This is a genomic window from Streptomyces albospinus (genome assembly GCF_014648695.1).
Taxonomy (GTDB): domain Bacteria; phylum Actinomycetota; class Actinomycetes; order Streptomycetales; family Streptomycetaceae; genus Streptomyces; species Streptomyces albospinus.
Genome location: NZ_BMRP01000040.1, coordinates 50350 through 59130, shown reverse-complemented (window position 1 = coordinate 59130; position 8781 = coordinate 50350). Strand labels below are relative to the sequence as shown.

Here is an 8781-nt window from a genome sequence, read left to right as displayed (position 1 = left end):
CCGCCTTTCCCCCCAACCCCGTTGAAACCCACCCCCCTTGAAACCGACCCCGCATCCCAATTGCCACTCTTCTCCCATGACCATGACGAGTCAGCAGCGCGCACCCCGCCCCCGTCCCCAGCACCTGATCGCGGTCATCGGCAACAGCCCGGGCGTCGGCAAGTCCACTCTCTGCCGCTCCCTGGCCGGCTGGTTCAAGGAGTCCGGCGCCACCGTCGAGCACTTCCAGGAAGCCGACGTCCTCACCCACCCGGCCTTCCGCCCCGTTGCCGAGGAGTTCGGCCCCGGCATCCACAGCGTCCGCCCCGAGACCCTGGTCTCCGCCACCGCCGCCTACGTCACCGGCGCCCGCACCGCCGGCACCGACTACCTGGTCACCGACGCCCTGCTCCCCTTCATCCCCTCCCTGGTCGCCTGGGGCCACGACGAGCCCGCCATCACCCGGGTCCTCAAGGACCTCGCCACCGCCGTCCACCCCACCCACGTCACCGTCCTCTACCTCCAGGACGACCCCGCCACCGCACTCCACCGCGCCATCGACCGCGAGGGCCCCGACTGGGAGGACTGGTACGTCGCCAGGCTCGCCGGCTCCCCCGGCACCCGCTCCGTCCGCGACCTCGCCTCCGCCGCCGCCCACCTCCGCGACGAATCCACCCTCACCCACCGCCTCCTGGCCGCCACCCCCTGGACCGTCATCCCCGTCGACGTCACCACCCGCAACGCCGCCGAAACCGCCCGCCACACCCGCACCCGACTCACCACAACCCTGAACCTCAACACCCCCTGACCGCCCGCCCCAACGGCCGCCTCGCCCCAACTCCCCGTCCACGGCGACCGCGACAGAAAACGACGCACCTCGGGGGGAAGCCCCGTGCAACACCTACAACCAACCGTCAGGCCCTCAAGCAAGGGCGGGCCTCCCGGTTCGTAGTCATCGAGTTTCCCGATATGGACCGGATCCGGGGGTGGTGCGACTCCCCGGAGTACCGGCGCGCCCGGGCGATACGAGAGGGCAAGCTTCGCGTGGGGATGCTGTCCGTCGAGGGCACGCCGCCCGAGGGCTTCTCCCTCCCGGCCCAGCGTCGTGACGGACGCGGTGGCCCGCAAGGATCCGGTTCGCGCCGCGGCCTCGCCGTGCCGGGCTCCGGGGCATCCCACTGCGGAACACCCGGCACACGTGCAGCTCGCTCCTGGTCGCCCTGAAGGTCCACCCGAAGGTCACGCAGCGCATCCTGCGGCACTCGCAGATCGCGATGGCGATGACGATGACGATGGGGGTCTACGCGGAAGCGAGCGACGAAGAGGCGCGTAAGGCGCCGGCCAAACCGTCCGGCGCCGTGGACGGTAGCGGTACCGGCACCGGCTGACGCGGTTGCTGTACTTCGCTGCTGTACGGCACGACAAAGCCCCCGTCCGGAGAACCCGGCGGGGGCTTTGACCTGCTGTGCGCTCGGCAGGATTCGAACCTGCAACCTTCTGATCCGTAGCTTTGGGCAGGCTGGTGCAGCTGCCGACTCTGGTTCGCCAACCCGCGTTCCTCGGGTTGTTGCTGTCGCTGCTTGTGTGCCCTCGTTGCCGTCATGGTTGCCGTCACCATCGTGGTGTTCTTAGGCGAGCTGCGTCTCGTGGATATCCCAGTCGGTGGCCTACGTAACAGCGGGCCGGTGCGGCCGCCCTCTTCGCCTCAACGAGCCGCTCCTCTGTATGCCGCCCGAGCGGTCCGTCATTTGCTTTAGCTGCGGTTATCTGGGTGCTACGACACGACTGTGTAGTGACCGGCGGGCTCAAATAGAAGAGCACGGCGGCCCTACCGGGCCGGGCGTGGGGCGGTCAGCCCTGGGGCGGGGAGAAGAGCACGAAGCGGATGCCGCGGGGGTCCGTCAGGCGGGCGAAGGTCAGGCCGTAGGCGGTGGATTCCGGCCCATGCTCGACCGCCGCGCCGAGCGCCTTCGCCTTCTCCACGGCAGCCGGCACGTCCGGGGTCAGGAACTGTGGTGCGGCGTAGTCCTTGGCGCCCTTCTCCGCGCTGTTGTCGGCCAGGCCGCCGCTACCGCGCTCCCCACCTGGGGTGACCGCGGCGTAGTACGGCTTCGTGGTCACACCCGTGTCGTGGACGTACTTCCAGCCGAAGGCGTCCGCGTAGAACGTCTTCGACGCCTCGATGTCGGCGGTGCCGATCTCGAACCAGCCCAGGGAGCCGGGCACCGGGGCTCCGGCCTCCGCAGGAGTGGCGGCGGGCTGCCCGGGGGCCTGCCAGACGGAGAAGAGCGTGCCGCGGGGGTCCGTCAGACGGGCCATGCGGCCGCCGTCGGCGGCCGGTCCGGTAGGGGCGACCACTCTCGCCCCTAGGTCCCCCAGTCGGGCCACGTCGGTGTCCACGTCCGCGGATCGGATCGAAAGGCTCATCGCCTCTCGCCCATCCTGGGCGGGTTCCCAGATGCCACCCATCGGCAGGGGCGCGCCCGCGGCGCTGATCAGGGTGTAGATACGGCCGCCGGCCGCGGGCACGGCGTGGAAGGTCCAACCGAGCAGTGAGCCGTAGAAGTCCTTGGTGGCCTGGGGGTCGGCGGTGCCGATCTCGAACCAGACGACGGCGCCGGGGGTCATCATGCTCATGGCGCATTCCTTTCAGCGGATGCCGAGGAGAGGACTAGACAGAAGGCACGAAAGACCACTTCGCCGATCCTTGCCCGCTTTGCCGGCTTCCTCTCGGTTACGCCATCGACGGTAGACGGCCTTTAGGACACCTCGCGTCACCAATGCCTGGCAGCCTGGAAAACATGACCCAGGACATGCCCGCCCGGATGCTGCGCCTGCTCTCCCTGCTCCAGACCCGCCGGACCTGGTCCGGTGCCGAGCTCGCCGACCGCCTCGACGTCACCCTGCGTACCATCCGCCGAGACATCGACCGCCTTCGCGACCTGGGCTACCCCGTCGACGGGACCACCGGCACCGCCGGCGGCTACCGCCTGGCCGCCGGCACCGACCTGCCGCCCCTCCTGCTCGACGACGAGGAAGCCGTCGCCATCGCCGTCGCGCTGCGCACCGCGGCCAGCGGCGTCGCCGGCATCGAGGAGACCGCCGTACGCGCCCTGGCCAAACTCGAACAGGTCCTGCCCGCCCGGCTACGCCACCAGGTCACCGCGATCCAGGCCACCACCGCCCCACTCCCGCTGCCCTGGAGCACCGGCCCCCGAGCCGACCCCACCGCCCTCGCCACCCTGGCCGCCGCCTGCCGCGACCACGAGATCGTCACCTTCACCTACACCACCGGCAGCGGCACCACCGCGCGGCGCCGCGCCGAACCGCACGCCCTGGTCGCCGCCACACCCGTCTGGTACCTCGTCGGCTACGACACCGACCTCGCCGAATGGCGCCTCTTCCGTGTCGACCGCCTCACCGACCCCACCCCCACCGGCCATCGCGCCACCCCTCGCCAACTACCCGCCACCGACGCGGCTGCCTACGTCGCCGCCCGCCTGACCACCGCCCCCGCCCGCTACACCTTCCACGCCACCGTCCCCGCCGACGCCGCAACCGTCCGCGCCCGCACCTACTCCCTCCCCGACCGCGTCCAGCCCCTCGACGACCGCACCAGCACCCTCGACCTCGCCGCCGACAACCCCCACCACATCGCCGAACAACTCCTCGGCATCGACCTCGGCCCCCAGAACACCATCCACGGCACTCCCGAACTCGCACCCCACCTGGAAAAACTGGGACAGCGCCTACTGCGCGCCGCCCACGCCCTTGCCGAGCAGCAAGAAAGCGACGACGACCAGGGGAAGCCAGACGGCAGTGGCAACAAAAACGGTGCCGAGGGCCAGTAGCAGGCGCTGGCCCCCGGCACCGCATGCATTCACGGGGGCCGGGCTACTTGGGTGGCAGCTCCGCGGTGACCTCCATCGCCCACTTCAGCCAGTCATCCAAGACGTCATCGTCGAGCGTCGACTCGTCGAGCACGACCCAACCCTTCTGCTCCTTGCCACGGAACACCAGTTGCTTGGTACCGGGGCGAGAAAGGGCTTCGTCCATCCCATCCGGCCCGACGCGCACCATCAGACCCTCCTCGTACAGATTGGCCAGCGCATTGCCCTGTAGGAGGAAGGTGAGCCCGCCGAACATCTTCTTCGAGGTCACGCCCTCAGGCTCCAACCGCTCCGTCACCCGCTCCGCCAGCACCTCGTCATAAGCCATAAGCCCACGCTAACCACACACACCGACACCCCGCAGCACGAACCGGCCGGCACCGGTAATCGTGCCGCCCCGACGCCGTACGACCGGAAGGTGTTGGCGTTGTCGAGTAGATGGGGAAGCAGCCTGGGTACCTCATCAAACAGCCTCGCTTCCTCCATGGCCGCCAGCATCCGCGCTCAACTTGCCTAGTACAACGCTCGGTCACGCCGTTGCGGGGTAGGGACATCATCGGCGGATCCTCCACGCAGACGGCTCCTGGACCGACCCGCGCCGCATCTGTCACACCCTTCGTCTGAGATGCTGGCGTCACCAGGCGAGAGGGGCGGCGATCATGCAGTGGAAGACCCACGGTGAACGGCAGATCTACACGAATCCTTGGGTGAACCTGTGCCTGGTGGACGTCCAGCAGCCGGATGGGCGTCGATGGGAACACCACGTCGTCCGTCTCCGCCACCTGGCCGTAGCCGCTGTGGTCAACGACCGCCGCGAGGTCCTGATGATGTGGCGGCACCGCTTCATCACTGACTCGTGGGCGTGGGAGCTGCCCATGGGCCTCATAGAGGAAGACGAGACGCCGGAGCAGGCGGCATCCCGTGAGGTCCTGGAGGAGACAGGCTGGCGCCCCGGGCCGATGAAGCCGCTGATTTACGCGGAGCCTGCGAACGGGATCACAGACTCGCAGCACCACGTCTTCCGCGCCGACAGTGCGACGTACGTCGGGCCTCCCACGGAGAAGAACGAATCCGATCGGATCGAGTGGATCCCGCTCGCCGACGTGCGCGGCATGATCGACCGCCGGGAGATCATCAGCAGTGGATCACTCGTTGGTCTTCTGTACGTCCTCATGGATGAAGCGATCCGCTGAATCAGGCAGGGAGCACTTCCCTGAGGCGTGCTTCGAAGGCGGCGGTTGCAGACTCTCCGCGGTACGGAGTCAGCTGCCCGTAGAACTCCCTCAGGTGGCCGGCCAGCCGTTCGGAAGCAACCGCCGACGCATGCTCCAGGGCTGCCGTGGCGGTGTGGCATGCCTGGTCGAGCTTGCCGAGCTGGAGTTGGGTGCGGGCCAGCCAGAACGCGTGGAAGGCTCGTCCACGCTGGTTGGTCCCGAGCTCCCTGCGCATGGCATCCGCGATCAAGGGTTCAGCTGCCGCCGCTTCGCCCAGTTGGCCGTGCGCAATGCCGGTGTCCACGATGAGCTTGGGCTCGTCGAAGTAGGACACCCAGGTGGGGTCCGCGTCATCGGAACGGATCTGCTCGAACTGTCGGTGTGCCTCGGAGATCGCCGCGTGGGTGGCGGCCCGGCTGCCGAGTGAGGCGTGGGCGAATGCCTCCCGCATGGCTAGCATCGAATGAACGCGTGCGGTCCCTCCGTTGTCGGCGCGCGCCGCGTCTTGCGCAGCCTGGACGAATGCCAAGGCATCCGTGGGCTTGTCCTGGTACGTCGCTTGCAAGCTCATGCAGGCCAGTACGTTGGCCATGAACGGCCGGTCGTCGACCTCCTTGGCCAGTTGCAGGGCCTGTGTGAAGTAAGCACGGGCCTGGTTGTACTGGCGGGCGTCGAAGTGGGTCCAGCCGGTAAGCCGCGCGAGTTCGGCCGCGACCCCGCACAAGTCGTTCTTGAGGGTCCTCGACCTGCTCTCACCCAACAGACCTACGACATAGCGGAGTTGTCCCACAACCGCTGGCCTCAGGGTTTCGCCGCCGTGCTGATCGTCGCGGCGCCAGTAGTCCTCGATCGATGCCCGCAGCGCTTTCAGGGTGGACGGGCTCGGATCGGTTGCCGAAGTCAGGGCAAGGATGCTGTCCACGTCGGATCCGGGGAGATCCACGGGCTTGTGCTGCTCTGGCAGCAGCGCCGGAGATTCGGCCGCCGGCTCCCGCTCGGTCACGGTGAGGGACGAAGGTGTCTCCCATGTTCGCCGGGCCAGCCCCAGCATGTGACCAGGGATGCGCAAGCCGTCAGCGATGCGTTCGACCACGTCCATGTGCTGCAAGCGGCGTTCCCCGGCGATCACCTCGCCGACGCGGCTCGGAGTGAGATCGCACAGGCGGGCGATCATCGACGGGTAGATTCCGGCCTGCTTCTTCACCAGCCGGAACACCCGGCTGAAGTCACGGACCCGGCAGGCGTCGATCATTTCGGGATCAGTGAGCAGCCTGGCGGGAAGTTCGCGCGGCTGGGCTGACTTCGGCATCCGGCAGGCTCCTGCTGTTGAAGCTACGCGATGTCGCTCAATCTCTACGGCTGGTGATGTTACCCAAGTTGGGTAATCAGCTGGGCCTTTGGCGGTGGTGGCCGGCGTCGAGATGCTGCTGGGCATGGGCGACCGCTCCGGCATGCGGTCTCGACACCCCCTTCGGGAGGGCCAAGATGACAAGGATCAGCACCAGCACTCCGGCCGTTCTCTACGTGTGCGCGGCTCGTCATGACCAGACTTCTGGTCTGGCTGAGGAGCGGGCGGTTGAGGAGGGGCACCGCTTCGCGGAGAAGAACGGTCTCCATATCGCGGTGCAGATCACCGATCCCTACGGTGATCCGGAGCCTTGTAGGCGTTTGGGTTGGCTGCGGGTACGGGAGTTGGCCGAGCGTGGTGAGGTCGGAGTCATCCTGACGCGATGGCCGAATGCTGTGTCGCCGGTGTCGGAACTGCGATATCCGGAGCTGGATTACCTCGGGAGTCACGGCGCACAGCTGTTCTTCACCTGGGCGCCGTTGAGCGCGGTGTCTGCCGGTAGGGCTGCGCGGTGAGTGGCCGTCATGCGCGCGAGCAGCCGTCACGTCCTGGGCTTGCGGTGGCTATGTTGGGCGTGTTGTGGCTGACACCGCCTGCTTGGTGGTCGGCGGGGCGCTTGAGGCCCACGGCGCTCCGGTACCGGTCTCCCGCCCGGATGCTGGCTCGCAGGCAGTTGCAACTGCGCCGGGCGGCTCCGGTGACGCCGTCCCGTCATTTGAGAAGCGCTTGTGAATAGTCGTCCGAGAAGGCGCCCGAAAAGAAAGGGTGCTCCGCCCGACTATCTGCCCATGACTGACAGGGCCACGGACGCTGAAGTGAAGGCGGTTGCGAATTTGGTGTCCCGCCATGCGGAAGATGACGACGACTGCCTTGAACTGCTCGACGCATTAGGGCTGTTGCCGTCAGTTCTTGAGGGGCGCGGCCTGCTTGAGCGTGAACCTCCAGGCGAGGGAGTCTGGGGCAAGGGGCATGGAGAGTCTGACATTGAGGAGTTTGAGGGTGCCTGAGTGCCCGGCACGTAAGCCTTCGGTGGTGCCATATGTCATCTCGTGGTCGGCTGAGTTTGCGGAACTTGAATGCATGTTGGACATCAAGTGGGATTCGGATGGTCCGCGGCTGGGCTACAAGGATGAGAAGTCCAGCGACCGCGTGGGGCGGGATGAGGTGCTGTGGGGGCGTATGACCTATCAGCCCGGGAAGGGAATGCCCCTGTACGACTACATGCATCCTGGGCGGCAGTACTTCGCGATGCGGTGGATGACGTGTCAGGTGTGTGGTGAACCGGCGTCGAGAAATGAAGACGGCTGGCTGTTTTTGGATTGGCGTAAACCGTGTGACCCGCCGTCCTGGCCGGAAGGTTCTGTGACGGCGATGCCTCCGCTATGTGAGCTGCACGCCCACGTGGCCATTGCGGAATGCCCTCACCTGCGAAACACGAAGTTCCTTGTTCTGCGTGTCCGAACGCCGCGCATTTGGGGATACTCCGGTGCTCCGTACAGCCTGACCCGGGAGGGCTGGTCGGTAGGAGAGCGTGATGTCCGCTACCCGATTGGCGATCCGAGCCTTCGTGCAGTACTCGGGTCTCGTCTGTACCGCGAACTGCGCAACGTCACGGTGGTCAGTCAGGGCATTGGCCGTTGATCGCCGGGCCGGGATGTCGGCCGCTGAGTGAAGAGTAAGACCGGACCGCCCTGGAGCCTGGCAGCAATCGGGCGGTCCGGTCGAAGAGTCCCTGTTCAGGACCCCGGTGCCGATGGTACCGGGGCTGTTGTCGTGCCTGTTTCGGGCTGGCTCAACCGCGGTGATGACAAGACGCGTTGACGGGGCGAGAGGGACACATCGTGGTACGGCTGGCATGTGCGGGGGAATTGCGGTCGTGGGTGGGTGGTGCAGGTGACCACGCGGCCGGCTGGAGTGGCTTTGGCCGGTGTCCTGTTCGGGTTGGGGTCGGGCATGGTCAGGGGGCCGTACGCTTGCCCGGCAACTCGGGCAGGCTTGCCCCTGCCCGCAATTGGTCCGAGTGGCCCCCTGGCCTTGCCCGACGCGGGCCCCGGCCCGAACAGGTGGGTAAAGCCACTCCAGCCGGCCGCCCCAGCCATCGAGAACCCTACGACGGTGATGCACGTCCGCTCGGCGGGCTGTCGCTGAGGCCCAGGCAGTCGGCTGTCGGGGGGCGATCGCCGGCGGCTCGGCGCGGCCTGACTGCTGGTCGCGTGCGCCTGGTCGTGAGGCTGCGAGGGGCACTGTCGTGGTGTCGGCCTGGTGCTGCCGCTTTGGGCTGGCCGGGTTGCTTCACGGGCTCTGCCGGGTCGCTTGCCTGGTCATGCGCGCTGAGCTGCCGGGGGCTGCC

At 67.6% G+C, this 8781-nt stretch carries 10 protein-coding genes and 1 pseudogene; 8 read left to right on the top strand and 3 right to left on the bottom strand.

Annotation, left to right across the window (positions count from 1 at the left end; genetic code table 11):
* Positions 1–76: 76 nt before the first annotated feature.
* The 3 genes and pseudogenes from IEZ17_RS33500 to IEZ17_RS33490 all read left to right on the top strand — a co-directional run.
* Positions 77–787, top strand: a complete 711-nt coding sequence (locus IEZ17_RS33500) for a P-loop NTPase family protein (RefSeq protein ID WP_229852876.1) — start codon at positions 77–79, stop codon at positions 785–787.
* Positions 685–1203: a DUF1330 domain-containing protein gene (locus IEZ17_RS43990; RefSeq protein WP_268249876.1), complete on the top strand. Its 519-nt coding sequence runs from the start codon at positions 685–687 to the stop codon at positions 1201–1203. Before IEZ17_RS33500 ends, IEZ17_RS43990 begins: the two co-directional genes overlap by 103 nt.
* Positions 1116–1367: pseudogene (locus IEZ17_RS33490) on the top strand (site-specific integrase); the annotation flags it as partial. The gene IEZ17_RS43990 and the pseudogene IEZ17_RS33490, both read left to right, overlap by 88 nt.
* Positions 1368–1830: 463 nt before the next feature.
* On the opposite strand, the gene IEZ17_RS33485 reads toward IEZ17_RS33490, so the two are convergent.
* Positions 1831–2616 (bottom strand): VOC family protein, encoded by a 786-nt coding sequence (locus IEZ17_RS33485; protein WP_189306808.1) that lies wholly within the window; start codon positions 2614–2616, stop codon positions 1831–1833.
* A 164-nt stretch (positions 2617–2780) separates the two neighbouring features.
* Between IEZ17_RS33485 and IEZ17_RS33480 the strand changes: the two genes are divergently transcribed.
* The gene (locus IEZ17_RS33480; protein ID WP_189306806.1) at positions 2781–3830 is read left to right on the top strand and encodes a helix-turn-helix transcriptional regulator; all 1050 of its coding nucleotides are present in this window, start codon (positions 2781–2783) and stop codon (positions 3828–3830) included.
* 43 nt (positions 3831–3873) lie between these two features.
* Here IEZ17_RS33480 and IEZ17_RS33475 read toward each other — a convergent pair whose 3' ends face one another.
* Positions 3874–4197, bottom strand: coding sequence for a TfoX/Sxy family protein (locus IEZ17_RS33475; protein ID WP_189306804.1), 324 nt, complete (start codon positions 4195–4197; stop codon positions 3874–3876).
* A 331-nt stretch (positions 4198–4528) separates the two neighbouring features.
* Here IEZ17_RS33475 and IEZ17_RS33470 point away from each other — a divergent pair, with 331 nt between their 5' ends.
* Complete coding sequence (locus IEZ17_RS33470; protein WP_189306802.1) at positions 4529–5062, top strand: NUDIX hydrolase; 534 nt, start codon at positions 4529–4531, stop codon at positions 5060–5062.
* A 1-nt stretch (position 5063) separates the two neighbouring features.
* Here IEZ17_RS33470 and IEZ17_RS33465 read toward each other — a convergent pair whose 3' ends face one another.
* Positions 5064–6392 (bottom strand): NsdA family TPR-like regulatory protein, encoded by a 1329-nt coding sequence (locus IEZ17_RS33465; protein ID WP_189306800.1) that lies wholly within the window; start codon positions 6390–6392, stop codon positions 5064–5066.
* Positions 6393–6568: 176 nt separating this feature from the next.
* On the opposite strand from IEZ17_RS33465, the gene IEZ17_RS33460 reads away from it, so the two are divergent.
* The 3 genes from IEZ17_RS33460 (at position 6569) to IEZ17_RS33450 (ending at position 8072) form a co-directional block, all read left to right on the top strand.
* On the top strand, positions 6569–6946 hold the full coding sequence (locus tag IEZ17_RS33460) for a hypothetical protein (RefSeq protein WP_189306799.1): 378 nt from the start codon (positions 6569–6571) through the stop codon (positions 6944–6946).
* 273 nt (positions 6947–7219) lie between these two features.
* Complete coding sequence (locus IEZ17_RS33455) at positions 7220–7438, top strand: hypothetical protein (protein WP_189306798.1); 219 nt, start codon at positions 7220–7222, stop codon at positions 7436–7438.
* 73 nt (positions 7439–7511) lie between these two features.
* Positions 7512–8072 (top strand): hypothetical protein, encoded by a 561-nt coding sequence (locus tag IEZ17_RS33450; protein ID WP_189306797.1) that lies wholly within the window; start codon positions 7512–7514, stop codon positions 8070–8072.
* Positions 8073–8781 lie beyond the last annotated feature (709 nt).